At 35.2% G+C, this 14,571-nt stretch carries 18 protein-coding genes; 1 reads left to right on the top strand and 17 read right to left on the bottom strand.

Annotated features, from left to right (window positions below):
* Nucleotides 1–10: 10 nt before the first annotated feature.
* From KIT27_08390 to KIT27_08325, 14 genes are all read right to left on the bottom strand, one after another.
* Nucleotides 11–937: a type IV secretion system protein gene (locus KIT27_08390; GenBank protein ID MCW5589663.1), complete on the bottom strand. Its 927-nt coding sequence runs from the start codon at nucleotides 935–937 to the stop codon at nucleotides 11–13.
* A 16-nt stretch (nucleotides 938–953) separates the two neighbouring features.
* Nucleotides 954–1,196 carry an EexN family lipoprotein gene (locus KIT27_08385; GenBank protein MCW5589662.1) on the bottom strand — a complete coding sequence of 81 codons (243 nt, stop codon included), beginning with the start codon at nucleotides 1,194–1,196 and terminating at the stop codon, nucleotides 954–956.
* Nucleotides 1,197–1,212: 16 nt separating this feature from the next.
* Nucleotides 1,213–1,899, bottom strand: a complete 687-nt coding sequence (virB5, locus tag KIT27_08380; GenBank protein MCW5589661.1) for a P-type DNA transfer protein VirB5 — start codon at nucleotides 1,897–1,899, stop codon at nucleotides 1,213–1,215.
* On the bottom strand, nucleotides 1,896–4,307 hold the full coding sequence (locus tag KIT27_08375; protein MCW5589660.1) for a VirB4 family type IV secretion/conjugal transfer ATPase: 2,412 nt from the start codon (nucleotides 4,305–4,307) through the stop codon (nucleotides 1,896–1,898). The genes virB5 and KIT27_08375 overlap by 4 nt, the downstream gene beginning before the upstream one ends.
* Nucleotides 4,304–4,606, bottom strand: coding sequence for a VirB3 family type IV secretion system protein (locus tag KIT27_08370; GenBank protein ID MCW5589659.1), 303 nt, complete (start codon nucleotides 4,604–4,606; stop codon nucleotides 4,304–4,306). Before KIT27_08370 ends, KIT27_08375 begins: the two co-directional genes overlap by 4 nt.
* Nucleotides 4,606–4,911, bottom strand: a complete 306-nt coding sequence (locus KIT27_08365) for a hypothetical protein (protein ID MCW5589658.1) — start codon at nucleotides 4,909–4,911, stop codon at nucleotides 4,606–4,608. The genes KIT27_08370 and KIT27_08365 overlap by 1 nt, the downstream gene beginning before the upstream one ends.
* Complete coding sequence (locus KIT27_08360; GenBank protein MCW5589657.1) at nucleotides 4,908–5,681, bottom strand: lytic transglycosylase domain-containing protein; 774 nt, start codon at nucleotides 5,679–5,681, stop codon at nucleotides 4,908–4,910. The genes KIT27_08365 and KIT27_08360 overlap by 4 nt, the downstream gene beginning before the upstream one ends.
* A gap of 135 nt (nucleotides 5,682–5,816) precedes the next feature.
* On the bottom strand, nucleotides 5,817–6,017 hold the full coding sequence (locus KIT27_08355; GenBank protein MCW5589656.1) for a hypothetical protein: 201 nt from the start codon (nucleotides 6,015–6,017) through the stop codon (nucleotides 5,817–5,819).
* Nucleotides 6,018–6,096: 79 nt separating this feature from the next.
* On the bottom strand, nucleotides 6,097–6,399 hold the full coding sequence (locus KIT27_08350) for a hypothetical protein (protein MCW5589655.1): 303 nt from the start codon (nucleotides 6,397–6,399) through the stop codon (nucleotides 6,097–6,099).
* Between the two features lie 11 nt (nucleotides 6,400–6,410).
* The gene (locus KIT27_08345) at nucleotides 6,411–6,992 is read right to left on the bottom strand and encodes a TetR/AcrR family transcriptional regulator (protein ID MCW5589654.1); all 582 of its coding nucleotides are present in this window, start codon (nucleotides 6,990–6,992) and stop codon (nucleotides 6,411–6,413) included.
* A 36-nt stretch (nucleotides 6,993–7,028) separates the two neighbouring features.
* Entirely contained in the window at nucleotides 7,029–8,180 is a 1,152-nt protein-coding gene (locus KIT27_08340) for a hypothetical protein (GenBank protein MCW5589653.1), read from the bottom strand.
* A 136-nt stretch (nucleotides 8,181–8,316) separates the two neighbouring features.
* Entirely contained in the window at nucleotides 8,317–9,372 is a 1,056-nt protein-coding gene (locus KIT27_08335; GenBank protein ID MCW5589652.1) for an alkene reductase, read from the bottom strand.
* Nucleotides 9,369–10,127, bottom strand: a complete 759-nt coding sequence (locus KIT27_08330; GenBank protein ID MCW5589651.1) for a hypothetical protein — start codon at nucleotides 10,125–10,127, stop codon at nucleotides 9,369–9,371. The genes KIT27_08335 and KIT27_08330 overlap by 4 nt, the downstream gene beginning before the upstream one ends.
* 32 nt (nucleotides 10,128–10,159) lie before the next feature.
* Nucleotides 10,160–10,717, bottom strand: coding sequence for a helix-turn-helix transcriptional regulator (locus tag KIT27_08325; protein ID MCW5589650.1), 558 nt, complete (start codon nucleotides 10,715–10,717; stop codon nucleotides 10,160–10,162).
* Between the two features lie 199 nt (nucleotides 10,718–10,916).
* Here KIT27_08325 and KIT27_08320 point away from each other — a divergent pair, with 199 nt between their 5' ends.
* The gene (locus KIT27_08320) at nucleotides 10,917–11,573 is read left to right on the top strand and encodes a helix-turn-helix transcriptional regulator (GenBank protein MCW5589649.1); all 657 of its coding nucleotides are present in this window, start codon (nucleotides 10,917–10,919) and stop codon (nucleotides 11,571–11,573) included.
* A gap of 17 nt (nucleotides 11,574–11,590) precedes the next feature.
* Here KIT27_08320 and KIT27_08315 read toward each other — a convergent pair whose 3' ends face one another.
* The 3 genes from KIT27_08315 to KIT27_08305 form a co-directional block, all read right to left on the bottom strand.
* The gene (locus tag KIT27_08315; GenBank protein MCW5589648.1) at nucleotides 11,591–12,268 is read right to left on the bottom strand and encodes a UPF0149 family protein; all 678 of its coding nucleotides are present in this window, start codon (nucleotides 12,266–12,268) and stop codon (nucleotides 11,591–11,593) included.
* 92 nt (nucleotides 12,269–12,360) lie between these two features.
* On the bottom strand, nucleotides 12,361–13,740 hold the full coding sequence (locus KIT27_08310) for a hypothetical protein (protein MCW5589647.1): 1,380 nt from the start codon (nucleotides 13,738–13,740) through the stop codon (nucleotides 12,361–12,363).
* Between the two features lie 39 nt (nucleotides 13,741–13,779).
* Nucleotides 13,780–14,571 (bottom strand): ThiF family adenylyltransferase (locus KIT27_08305; protein MCW5589646.1); only part of this gene is annotated, 792 nt, incomplete at its 5' end.

Genomic DNA, 14,571 nt, shown 5'->3' with positions numbered 1-14,571 from the left:
GGTTATTTCCTTATCTTCCAGAAAAATCACGTTTGACTTTATTGATGATCCCGCGACCCACAGCACGAGTTCCCGCCGCTGCACCACGACCTAAACTGCCTGTTACACCACGCGTATCTAACGTAACACCGTGTGATAAACTGGCTGCCATTTGTGGGAGTTGTAAAAGAATAATGACGGTAGCAAGACTCAAAATAAGACAGCCACCAATACTTTCTGCCAGGTTAATCTGACCATCCAAATGAATGCTGGCCACATAGCCTGAGAAAAGATGCAACATAAAACCAAACACAGCAGACAATAAAATCACCAGCAAGCCATAACTCAATATTTGACTTAACCATGATTCAAAAAGACGTTCCGTTGATTTAAATAATAAAGCAAAAATAAAAAGTGGCCCGAGAGCGGCTAATACACATAACGCAACTTTACTCAAAATAATAAAAACCCCACCCACGGTGGTGATGACGACGGTTCCAATTAAAAATAAAAGTGCGAAAATAGCATAGACAATCCCTTGTTTTGAAAACATTCCCGCTTTACTAAACGCATCGGCTGCTTGATTAAAGCCTTCTGTTGCTGCTTCATCGATGAGTTCTGCGGAAGACACGTTAACATGTCCGCTTAATAAACTGGTGGCTAACGTATCCGGTAAGGTTTGAATTTGGGATGCCCACTGTGTTTGATAAAGCCCGCCTGTCGTGGCGATTGACACAATGATCCCGATCCTTAATGACTTTAAACAAAAATCCAACAGCGGCATGTTGATCACCCCATTCATGATCAATAATCCGTAGATCACAAAACTTAACGTCATTCCTGCCGTCACGATTGGCAAAATAGTGCTAATGGCATTGGATGATACATCGGTTACAAATGTGCTGGTTAATCGATCAAACTGCTGAAACAGTTCAGAAAACAAAGTAAAACTCATCATGTTCTCCTTTCATTTTTTAATTTGGGAGATGAGGACTGTTGTCATTGTTTGGGTCAAACATTTTTTGAGTTAATGCTGATGCGGCATTATCACAATTCGGATTATTCTTAAGTTCGCCTGGATCATTTTCACAACGCTTTATCATCGCTTTACGCTCAGCATCATGTGATTTCCACCATGCCACATCATGAACCACCTCTTTACTACAACTACAAAGCAACATCGATACACATAACGCGACACTCATTTTTTTAATCATTACAATCTCCTTGTGATTAATCATTGGGTAAATGGGGTAAAACAGTATTGTTGGGGTTTAATATTTTGTTACTCAATTGATCTTGTTGTTCATCAATCAATTGTTGTTCTGATCGTTGTAAATTTTGCATTAACGTTAATTTTGTTTGTTCATTTTGCACAATGGCTTGTTCGCTGGCAATTCGAGCCTGTAATTCCGCAATGTCTTTGGGATCTTGTGTTTTATTAATACTCGCCAGTAAGGATTCAATATTATTTAATCGTGACATCATGCCTTGATACGCCATTTCTCCCATCGCTTTATTATCGGCTGCCGTTTGTAATTGACGTTGTTGAATATAATGTTGTGCGTCACTCACATTCATTCCCTGTATTGTATTAGCTTCTTCTTGCAAAATGTGTTGTGCTTGCTCCGAAATGGGTGTGCCATTACGATAAACCGTTTGCCATTGATCCGGTAATGCGTTTTGAAACGTGGGATTCACGTATAAATTACCCATACCACGATTACCGGTCATGCTGTGATAGGTCGTTTGTATTTGCTGATATTCATTCTGCAAAATGGCAATTTGATTTTTGAGTTCGGCGACTTCTTCTGCGGCTTTCATCACGGCACTGGCATCAAATACTGGCAACATAGCAAAAGCGATCGACGCCCATCCAACAAATAGCAGTAACATACCTCCAAATAATTTTTTCATCATGCGATCCCCAGTATTTGATAATAGTGTGGCAACCAATTTTCAGCGTCCTCACCCACCGCCTTCATGCAATCTCGTGCTATTTCTGCTTGATCGGGAGTTCCCGATAAAACCGCTAAACTTTTTGGATCCTGGGTGAGATTAAAAGAAGCCAATCCCGCATTACCCCCTTGCTTAATTAAAAATTGACGCGAACCAGAAGGAATACGTCGATAGGCTTCAAATTCTGACAAGGTTAAACCTAAACTATCGCAGTAAATTTCTCGTGAGGCAGACGAATTTTCTAATAACATTAACGTGGCGATCTGTTGACGTATGGTGCTGGCAATCGGGCTACTGAATGCATCTTCCGGTTCTTGGGTTGCAAAAATACAAATACCATTTGATTTACGGATTGTTTTTAATTTATCTTTAATCATCGTTTGGAAATAGGGATCACTGAGCGCTTTCCAAAATTCGTCAATTACCATAATAAATCGTCTACCATCAATTAACACATTCATACGATAGATCAGTAACATCATCATGGGTCCACAGAGAGTAGGATTATCCAAAAAATCGGTCACATCAAATCCCATGGTAGTAAATTGCGTTACATCCAATGTGTCGCTGGGATTATCAAAAGCAAAACCATATTCATGTCCTTCACACCATTTTAATAATCGCGCATGTACTGAAGGTCGCTTATCATTTTCATTTAATGGATTAGGCAGTAATTGCAATAAAGTGGATAATCGTCTTGAAGAAAAATCAATGTGGGTGAGTAATGTTTCTAATGCTGTTTCAATTTCCGCTTCTTCCTGATGAGTATGGGGTAATGAACCCGGTAAAGCCGTGAGCTTCAGCAACCATTCTTTTAAAAAGGATTTATTTTTAGGAGTATGATTAAGTTGTAATGGATTTAATCCCGTCGGAATACCATGCCGTAATGAAAGATAATGACCACCCATGGCCAAAATCGCTATTTCCATACCCCGATCTTTATCAAAACACACCGTAGTAGGTTTAAATTTCTGCGATTGTGCCAGTAAAAAATTCACCAAAGTAGTTTTACCAGCGCTACTTTGCCCTACTACTAAGGTATGCCCTAATAGACGTTTTGCAAAAGCATCATCATCATCACCCGATACATGACAGCTAAAATACAGAGGTGAGCCACTCGGCGTTTTAAAAATAGTCATGGCTTCACCCCAAGGATTTCCTGTGGGTTTACCCGACAGATAATTGTGAAACGGTGAAAAACATAAAAAATTAAGTGACGTGATCGGCATGGGACGTGGACGATCGCGAAAATTACCAGGCCATTGCGCAAAATAAGCGGCTTCTAAAGCAATGTCAGACGACACGGCAATCACTCCGCTATCAGCAAATAAAGCTTTGCTTCTCGCTAAATTTTGTTGAACCTCTTGAAGACTTTCGCCCATCACCAACAAACTAGCGTGGTGTTCACCCATAATAAATTGTCTGGACTCTAACTGATCTAATGCAACCGAAATAGCATCAACTTGTGAAACAGCCACATCATTCGCATTGATCAATTGTTTTTGGTGATTTTTTAAGAATCCTCGTGCTGCAAACAACGATAATGGACAAAAACTTTGGGTTAAAATAAATTCATAAGGAGTATGCAATAATTCGTTAAATTGGCCTGGGGTCGTTTCATCATTGTAATCTTTGATATCGAGCATACCAAAATAGCGTGTCGATCCTGGATAACGAATTTCACCTACTTCTCCAAACGGATGAAATAAAATCCGTTCTTGATTTAAATACGTATTAATATAATCGCGACAAATGGGAACGGGTTGTTTATTTAAATTAACCAATAACCCTAAAAATTCCAATGCTTCAGAATAAACATGATCATTTTTATCATAAGTTGATAAACAACGTGCCCCATAGTCTTTTAATGAGTGTGCAAGCATATTATTGATTTCATCTAAACTGTTTAAACGTTGTTTTTGTAATAGTATTTTTTCTTGTACTGAACGATCCTCATGTTTAGATAAAACGCTTAATAATTTATCGGTTGTGGGTCTTATCATGACTGTTAAATATAAATCATTTACCATGAGTGGATAGTCATGAAAACTGTTTTGGTATCGTTCATTTAACGCTTGGCAAAAAATAAGATCAAAATTACCTGATCCATATTCATCAACACGTCGACGATGTAAATGCGACCAAAAACACACATTATGATGTAGCAGTCCTCGTAATAATTGATTTAAATCTTCAATCCATTTTGCTTGCAAAGTTTTGTCCGTGCATTGATGAGAACGTCCATTTAATTTCCAAACCGATAAATAGTCACCCGCGTGAGTCGCAATAACGTGATCCGTTACGTGATACGCATACGGGATCCGATCGGCTAATGTTTTTTCATTCCCCATTAAGGATAACGATCTCATTTATTTTTCCTTTTTCGATACGCCATCAGACTATAGCTTGATGCTCGCCAAACATGTCGATAGCGATTACGTAAAGTGGTATCAAGGTATAAAGCCCACAAACGAAAAATTCTGTCATCGTGTTTCGTGATCTGTTGCAAAATAATGACAGCAGGTGGTAACAACAACCAACACCAAAGCTTAAACATCGAGATCATTGCTATCACCATTGCAACCACAAATAAAGGCGTAACAGGAACACCCAAAAATATAGGTAGTCGGGTTGCTCCCTTAAATAAAGGAAAATTCTTGGCTTGCATTAGCTCACTCCTGAAAAAAAGTAAGAGGCAATGGGACAAGCACTGCCTGCGATTAATGCACCCAAAACCCAGTTGATGAGCGTTGAACGTTCGATCATAGATTTCATATAGAGCGTACCCACGGCGACTAACACTAACGTCGCAATTGCTGGTACCACAATCATTAATCCATTTCTTAAATTAACGATGCTAGAAGCTGCTGTTTGTAATCCATCTGCTCTCGCAATGGTGACGGACAAACAACACGTAAAAAATAGTATTTTTTGAATTACACGTTTCAAAAAATAATAGGATGAAAACGTCATATAATTTCTCCTGTCTGGGATGGTAATTGAAAAATATCCGTGTCCGGTTTGGCAAATAGATCCTGATCCACTCGTTTTGGTGAAATAGGTAATAATGATTTTGATGTGATCGGCTTCTTAAGATCAGGCGTGGCCGTGACATTTTTATTCAAGATGATAATATCAGGAACATGTTCTGATGCTTTTATCACTTGATTAACATAGCCATTTTGCAATCCGCGCTCAAAATTGCCCGTGTTATAACACGATAATGCGGCTGTTAAATCAGCAACTTTATTTCTCAATCGGCTGGATGCGCGTTGGTAGCAATTGCTTAAAATTTCACTCGCTGCATGCAAATTCACACAAGGATCAAACGCATTATTAATGTCTAACTTTAGACGGGAAAAATTGGCCGAGTTAATTTGCCCAAGACCCACATCGAAATTAAACCCGTTATGTAATAAGAATTGAGCAGTTTGAATGGCTTCCGATTTTGTTCTGGGTTGTCGAGATAATTGATAGTTACCATTAATATTAATACTCAATGAATTAAAATTAGATTCATGTAAAATGACGGCAGCAAGCGTACGAGGATGTATCGTTGGGGCGCAATGTTGTGCTAGCGTTTTCCATCTGAGATTATTTAAATGAGTTGCGTAAGCAAAGTTTAAAACAAAAAATAACAAGATGAATATACTTTTTAAGGAATTTTTTAGTAAGGATCGCGAAAATAATCTTTTGAGATGCAACTTCATCACTAACATCAGATCCAAACTGGGATATTGCATCTCAATACCCCAGACTAGATTTAGGCAAGCCAAGCCCCTATCTCTATTAATCGTCATTAACATCTTCATTAATTTATGACACACTAATAATCACCCTATTTATGCGATCAAAATCCTATTTTTCTCTAAATTAGATTAGTTCTTTTGCTGATTCCTCTGCTGATGAAAATCACCCAAATGTAACCACAGCTTTTTAGCTAATACTTCAACGTCTTCTTGAGTGGGTTTATCGACACTTAATAATACCTGCTCACTCACACGCAATAACCAATCATGCATGTAAATAGCATCCTTTAAATTATCTCGATATGGATTATCGTCTGAAAAAACCTGCATGGTTTAACCTTCTTTCTGTAACACTCGATAATGATCATACCAACCTTTTTTTAAAATACTTTGCGTAAAACGCAAACTTTTAAAATTTTTTAACATTATTTTGGTAAATTTCTTGGAACACCTTTAATAATTCAAACGGTAAAACAAATATCGGTTTGTTATTGAACTTTTCACGGATCTCTTGAATATGGTATTGAAACGATCGCACTGAAATATTTAATTCATTCATTACTAAGGTGGGATCGCCGTGTTTTAATAAGAGTAAACCCAGATCGGCTTGTTTTTGGGTGAGTTTTTCATGGCAGTATTGCTCGCCCAACACGAATTTAATGGTGCGGTTTTGATACAGAGAATTGAAAATGGTATCGAAGTTCTCCAACATAATGCGACCTATTACTGCAAGGGACGACCATACTCACCCAGCGGAATTTGTTTAGCCGCCCAGGCATTGACAATAAACTGAAAAATCTCTAACTCGCGGTGAAGAACAGAACCAAAGATGCGGTTAAATAAGGGAACGGCCAGCATGGGTAACAGCGAGCGGATAATCAAATCCGCTTTGGCGGGAAAAACGACGTATTGTTCAATCATGTTGTGAATAAGCTCCCAAAATAAATGAAAATACGTATCAATTTTTTCTTGGAGTAGCTCGCTATTTTTCGTTTCAATTTTTAAAAAAATAAAGCCTGTTACCTCATGCGAAATTAATTTACAAAAGACGTTGAACTCTTTAATGCGTTCATCAAGGTGTGGACACACACTAATTTTCTGAATTTTATGTTTGACTGCCGCAATTTTTGCATCCAACGCCAGTAACGCCAGTTCTTCTTTCGTGGTGACATAATGGTAAATGCTGGATTTTCCAACCCCGCATAGGTGGGCAATCGTATCAAGTAGGGTGCGCTCGTAGCCATGCTCGAGTAGTTGATTAAGCGTGGTGCGCACTAGCGTCTCTTTGGTGAGTTTCCCTGTCATGATATTTCCCCTCTTCAATACAGCTGAAATAACGCGTTACCCTTCGGACAACCGTGGCTCATCTTGCTGCGATTTTTTTCGCAGTAGTGATTGGCAGTGCTGCAAACTGATTTCACACACGGCTTGCATTGCTGAGATCTCATTGCTAGGTGCACCGCGTTTTTGCCCGAGCTCTAGCAATAAACACATTTGTTCATAATCATATTTAGCCGCGTTTAGGCTTAGCTCCAATGTCTGATTTTCTTGCTGCTTGGCTTCTTTAATTTGTTGACGCAACATCGCGGGTGGTGTCCATTTACCCTGTATAATGCATTTTTTAACGGTGTTAAGTTTTTTAATAAAATCATTCCCGGCGTTGGAAAAGCATGCGGGTGTCAGTAACACGTAGTGCATTTCGCTGAGCAAATTTTGCAGTTTGTAATTGGGCAAAAAGGCTAAACATGCTTTTGCGGTTTGCTCAATGCGTTTTTGTTGATAGTCCGTCAAGCTTTCGCCAATGATTGTCGAGTCTTCTTGCGAAATAAAAGCAGCAGCAGAGGGTTCTTGTGGATTAGCTTGAAGTGATTTGTGATCTGCTGCTGTTTTCTCTGTTGTAATCTTTGCTGTATTCTTTGCTATTGGTGACGTATTTTTACGGTCTCCATTTGGTAAATTGACCCTTTTCGATAATGCATTTTTACCTTCTCCATTTGGTATTTCGGTCTCATTCGATAACGCAAATTGATTACTTCGATCTCGCATATTTGCGTTATCGAAATTATCAATAACATAGCGTTGTTTGATCCATTCATTACAGACATTGGGGTGAAATAAAAAATAAGTCGTGCGATCGAATTTATAACGAGGATTAGGATTACGGTGAGTGGTAATAACGTTTAGGTCTTTTAATACATTAATCGCCTGGCTTATTTTCTTCTCACAAAATAATCCCAGTAATCCTTCGTGTAATTGTTTGAGCGTATGATATTGCAATAAGCTTTCATCTTGTGCCCGTTCATCACCATGATTTTCAGCAATATCGTTCATCGCTTTATTCTGGCGCGTCATCGATAATTTTGTATCATGATAGTAAGTAAAATAGGAGATCAGCGCGGCGGCACAATAATCTTGACGGGTAAATTCAATTTGCCATTTTTTTACAATGATGAGGGGATCATTGCTTGGCCTCATGACGCAGGATTCTTTCATTTAAACTCCATTTAACTAAGTATTCGAATTACCGAATATTATATATTCGTTTCGAATACTTTACAACTGTTGTAAAATAATCGGGCGAATATATTACTAACCCTTTAAGATTATTATTCAAAATAATAATTAACTGTTATTTGAGATATTCAAGCATACTGGGAACATAGTCTTTAATAAGACTTCCTGATTTTAGCTTAGTGATCAAATCAGGATTTGCAATAAATGGACGACCTAGTGCAACTAAATCAAAAGATTGTTCATTAATTCCATTACACGCCGTATGATAATTATATCCACCAGAAGTAATCAGCGTTCCCGAATATTTTGATCGTACGAAAGATGTCATCGTTTTATTTTCTAATTCGGGATAAGTAATTGAGTCATCAAAATTACCAATATGAACATACGCTATTTTTATTTTAGAAAGTTGCGCTAATAAATAAGTAAAAACCAGTTTATCACGAGAGTCCGTAATAATTTCCGCCATATGTCCTCCAGGCGAAATGCGTAACCCTATGCGTTCGAAACCAATTGCATCTCCACATGCCGTAATTAATTCTAAACAAAATCGCGACATGTTTTCTTCATTATTACCATACTCATCTATACGTTTATTGCTGCAATAATGAAGAAATTGATCAATAAGGTAGCCATTAGCTCCATGGAGTTCAATTCCGTCAAAACCTGCTTCAATGGCATTTTCAGCGGCATGAACATAATCCTTTATTAAATTTTTAATTTCATTTAATGAAGCTTCTCTTGACCAGCCACAATTTAATCCAGTGCGTCCTAAAGGTGTCGTCATCACAGTCGCTGAGGCAGAGATTGGAAGGCATCCTTGATGAAAATTTGGATGAGAAACTCGTCCACAATGCCAAAGCTGCAAAAAAATATGACCATCATTGTTATGAACGGATGTTACAATTTTTTTCCAAGCAGTCACCTGCTCTTTGGTATAAATTCCAGGAACGTTCCCATAGCCGATAGCATCTGGAGAAATTATGGTTCCTTCTGTAATAAGGAGCCCAGCTTCTGCTCTTTTAGTATAATAATTTTCCATACCTTCAGTTGGGCAATAATTTTTATCGGCAAAACGACGCGTCATGGGCGCCATAACTATCCTATTATTTAGAGTCAGGATTGATGTTAATTTATACGGATCAAATATATTAATTTTACTGTCTCTCATTTGACTAGATAAAGAATAGGTTGTGAAGATTTATTTGACTGTTTTTTTACAAAATCTTTGTTTTCAATTACTAACTTCATCCCCTGCTTAAATGTATAATCTGATTCATCAATAATAGGTGATTTTTTTAAGAAATCCATCACCTCTTTATATAATTCCCCTATTACTGTATAATTTTTTATTAGATCATGAACGTTTTCATACACAATCATTGATGATTTATCAATTTTTGGTAAATTATACTTCTCACAATTTTCCTGAAATATTGGCAGCAAGCTGTTATATGCAAAATCTCCCGCCTCCATTATAGCATTCACGTTTGCAGTAAATTTAAAGTAATTTAAATGATCCTTTTCAAAAGATGAACAACAATATATAACGTGAAATAATCCTTGATCGGTTGTAATTTTCCTAACAAAATTTGTTCCTGAGTTTAGATTAAATATTTTTTCTCTAACAGAATGAACCTCCTGTTGTTTATTTGTAGCATTAGGTAACCGCCATGGATAAAAAACATGTTTTTCATATATTCTTCTATTTGTTGGCTGATCGATCAATCCATAATTGTTTTCACTATAAACCTGTGTCAACGCAGGATTAGTCGAGAGGTGAAGCATATCATTATCAGGTAAAATAACTAAAACTGCGAAACAATCAATATTACAATATTTTTTTATCCAAGCTTTAAAAAATTTTATCATCGCTTTCTCATATATCTTATCCATTATTATGTTAGCATTCTTTCTTAATAACATTTATTGAACTCCATAATTATAAACAACAACATCTAAGCGACATTTCTATATTTAATTGTCTTAATTGCATTAACTAGTGCTTTTAGAATATCGAATTTTGATTGTGTATCCTTATCTACTGAAGATAAGGTTTGATAAAGATCAATACACAACTTGATTTTATCCCTATCTGAGATATTAGAGTTTAAATTTCCAAGCAAATTATTAACTTCGATATAAATATCCGCAAATAAATCTGCATTTATCCTAAAGGAAGTAATGCCTGCGTATGATAATATTTTATATTCTACTGAATCTGAACTCTGACAAGCTAGATCGACCTGTGATGGCGAGGTGGGTTCATATTCTTCACTATCTTGCTGTATTTCTTCTTCGCTGCCTTGTCCCGTTAACAACCAGCCAGGACTAACTTTCATGTACTGAGAGTATTTTAAAATGATTTCAGGACTTAACTTTCTTTTGCCTGCCTCATGTTGGGAATAAGTGATATATGGAATATTGTGAGTAACCGCGAAAGCTTTAGCTGATTTAAAGCCAGCTTTAACACGAGAAAACTTCAGTCTATTTGCTATTTGTAAACTGTTTTTCATACACCTTCATAATATTCGAATCGAATTTTTTTTATTATATACTATACAATAAATACTCGCAATAACGAATTATAAAACGCCTAATATTCACGTTAATCCACTTTTAAGTATCATTAGCTATTGTTATATCCTTATATTTGTTTAATATGTGTGTCAAAGAAATATTCGGCATCCTTAAGTCAAGCTAGAGAGCAAACACATGTCAATACTAAGCAGTAACTATCTAGCGCAAAATATTGCGCATTTATTAGTAACTCATGGTAATCTTTCGATATCCGACCTAGCTAAAACAACCGGAATTCCTCAACCAACGCTGCATCATTTGTTAGCTGGAAAAACACGAAGACCCCGAAAAAATTTAGTAAAAACTTTAGCAAATTTTTTCTCAATCACACCTGAACAATTATTAGGAGAGCATCCTATCCCGCTCATTATCCCAGAAAAAATCAAAGAAATGTATAAAATTACTGCCGTGCCATTTATTACATGGGAGGTGCTATCAAATTGGCCAAATAATGTTGAATATTTTAACCCCGAAAGAGAAATTATTGTGAATAATTTATTGAGTAAAGATTCCTTTGCTATTATAGTCAATTCTTCTCTCATTGAACTACTAAGAATTTTTTCGGAAAACACCGTGTTAATTTTCGACAATAGAAAAACACTGAAGGATAAAGATTACGCCATAATTTTTAGTAAGAAATTTAGCAAAATTGAATTCAGTAGAATATATTTAGAAAAAAATTTTGTATATGCAAAACTTGATCTACTTGATGGTAACGAAAAATTAATAAAACTAGACATGGAAGTTGATAGAGTTGTTGGAATATTATCTGAGGCAAGGATACCCTATTAATATCGACCACTTTAACTCTAATTAACTATCAAACAGCACATTTTATAAGGCTTTCCACTTCCGCAATTACAAGGTTGCTCTAAATTGTATAACCAACTGTAGGATTCAGATATAAAAAAGGAATTTTCAGGTATACTAACAATTCCTTTATGAAAAAAATTATAGATTTCCTGGACATAGTTATTTAATAATTTCATCGTATTTTCATAAAACTGATTTGGGTCTATATTTTTATCACGCAAAATTCTTGAAAAAAACTTTCGATGGAATTTGCTATTCTCACCTAAAATTACAATTGCCATTGTCAGACTTTCAATCTTAGGATTTGATAGCTTTGTCCAGCAAAAAAAACTTATTGAAAATCCCAATGAGAATCCTTTTGCCCAGTTTTCAAAATATTTTTTTGAAAACTGTTTTTTATTATTTTTATTTAGATAAATCGAAAAAATCTCATTATCCAAATTAGATCTAACTTTCTCCAGTAATAATTGTAAAATTCTTTTCTGTTCGTGACTAGTTTCAGCAATATTGTCTAGATTATTCATTAATATTGACATCCAGTCTAAATAATAGGGCTCTTCCGGGCAACATGCAACTGCTGTTAATAAACCATGGACGGTTTCATCTGACAATGAAATTTTGATTTTTAATGATTTTTTTATTTTAGTTAATTCATATATAAATGTATCATTCATAACTCAATATTAAACCTATCTAAAAGGTAGTTTTATAAATGGGGAGTTTACAATCTCAGCCCACTTCAAGACTTGTATATTATTATCTGATATTAACACTTCTCTAAACAACCTGATTTATTAATGATAAAGTAAATTATAATACATGATAAAAAGATTAAACAAATATACTGATAAAGACGGTAGCTATCCATCGGTATAGAGATTGCTTTTCCTAGAGCTAATGTTCGATGAGATATTTTAATTAAGTAATAAGCACATACTGAAGCACTTGCAGAAGTAAATTGAATCATCCCCATATAAAAACCTTGTTTACTTTTATTGGTAATAAGTTCTGAGATCTGTGATTGCATGGTTGGAAATATTAAAAATTCACCCACAGCAATGAAAGCAATACTGATCAGTATCCAATAAAGTGGTATTTTAGTACCTAATGGATAGAGCCAATGAACATTGGCTAACAAGAAAAATGCAAAACAAAATGAGACTAATCCCAAGTACATCATGTTATTAGCGTTAAGGCTTTTAATCGATTGTAATTTTACAATGCCTGAACCAAATATGATATTGACTATAGGATCTACTGACAATGCTAATAAAGGAGAAACTAATATACCCAATATAACTGTGTTAACGTGTTCACTTAAAAATACTGAGAGTTGATTATAATAAACTGCAATAGCCAACCAATAAGTAAATACACATAGGAGAAGTAATGTGAGAAATTTAAGGTATCCTGTGTGCAGGGTCTGGAAATAATCTCGAGCAATCATTACTATACTACCAACGAAAACCATTAAAATTATTATCCTGGAATAGCTTCTCAGAGATAATGCCAAATAGCAAAAAATGGCTATAAATAACAGCGCTATTATTCTAAGAGAAATTTTCTTTAGTGTAGCTACCTTAATATCTATTGCTATGATTTTTCTACTCAACAATATTATCATTGAGGAAAATATAGCCAAAGTTCCTGCTACAAATATTTTTTTATTAAAATGTAGTCCTAATATTAGTATAAACAATCCAATTAAGGCTCCGAAATTAAGAATAATTTGATATATATTGTTAGCTTGATGTCTTAAGTCTTTATCTTGAAAATGATTATTTACAAATAGATTAAGATTAATACAATACAGTGCTGATCCAATCACAAAGAATGTCAACGATAGTATAATAAAATTATTATTGCAGAAATTTAAGGTGGTAAAACCAAAGGCCGACATGGCTAAACCTGCTATCATAAACAGTTTGTTATTACCAATATCTTGCAAAAATGTCCCCAATAACAAATTAGCAAGTGAAAAAATTGCTGCGGTTGTGGTACTCATTGAATAGGTCGAAATTAGGTCAAACCCTTTATTTTTCAATATAAGAGGTAATCCTATTTTTATAACAATATAACCAATCATGAAAAAAGTTTCCGCAAGCATTAAATTTTGAAAACTTTTTTGCGCACTAGATTTAGCCATTACTAAAGATCCTTAAAAACTAATTAAACTAATCAATAATTACGATAAAATCAGATTATAAATCTTCTTAAATCCATGTTTTTTTAATATCGATGCTGCAATAGCACTTCTAACCCCAGTCTTACACCGAATAATTATGATACTCTCGCGATCAATTTCACTCATTCGATTTTCTAATTCATTTAATGGTATCAACTTACCACCAATATTTTCAGCCTCATATTCCCACACTTCTCTAACATCTATTAATTGTACTTTATTCTCAGCATCCATTATTTTTTTATATTCTAAATAATTTATTACTGGGGCAGCTTCGACACGGCAAGATTTTAAATTATGATGCGGCAGATTATCAAAGTTACGATTTTTTTCACAAATAATACAATTTTTATCCTTCATTAACTTGCTCTTACTAAAATTCATTTCTAAAGCATGATACTGTAAGAGGTATCCAGATAAGCTTTCTCCTATATTTAGGATAATTTTTAACGCCTCCAGCGCTTGCATTGAACCTAATATACCAGGCAAAACACCTAAAACACCTGCATCTTGACAGTTTGGAGCATTATCAAGTGGAGGTTCTGGAAAGAGACATCGATAACAAGGCCCTGATTGATAATTAAATACGGAAATATAGCCGATAAATTGCAATATGCTGGCGTAAATATAGGGTATTTTTAAATAATAACTGCAATCATTTATTATATAACGCGTTTGAAAATTATCAGAACCATCAATAATAACATCATGTTCACGCAATAACTCGAATGCGTTTTCATGAGTTAAAAAATTTGAGTGGATCTTAATATTCACATGTGGATTCAATAAAGA

The sequence above is a fragment of the Legionellales bacterium genome (assembly GCA_026125385.1).
Taxonomy (GTDB): Bacteria; Pseudomonadota; Gammaproteobacteria; order JAHCLG01; family JAHCLG01; genus JAHCLG01.
The sequence above is the reverse complement of the archived record's forward strand: the minus strand, read 5'-3'. Positions and strand labels throughout refer to the sequence as shown.